At 38.4% G+C, this 242-nt stretch carries 1 protein-coding gene; it reads left to right on the plus strand.

Annotated elements, in window-relative coordinates:
* The coding region (locus AC0L2V_RS32300; RefSeq protein WP_473522203.1) for a triose-phosphate isomerase at window positions 1-242 on the plus strand (242 nt) is incomplete at both ends.

Genomic DNA, 242 nt, shown 5'->3' on the forward strand with positions numbered 1-242 from the left:
ATTCTGAACGTCGTGAATTATTCCACGAAACAGATGAAGAAATTAACAAAAAAGCGCACGCTATTTTCAAACATGGAATGACTCCAATTATTTGTGTTGGTGAAACAGACGAAGAGCGTGAAAGTGGTAAAGCTAACGATGTTGTAGGTGAGCAAGTTAAGAAAGCTGTTGCAGGTTTATCTGAAGATCAACTTAAATCAGTTGTAATTGCTTATGAGCCAATCTGGGCAATCGGAACTGGT

This window comes from Mesorhizobium sp. WSM4814, assembly GCF_055811595.1.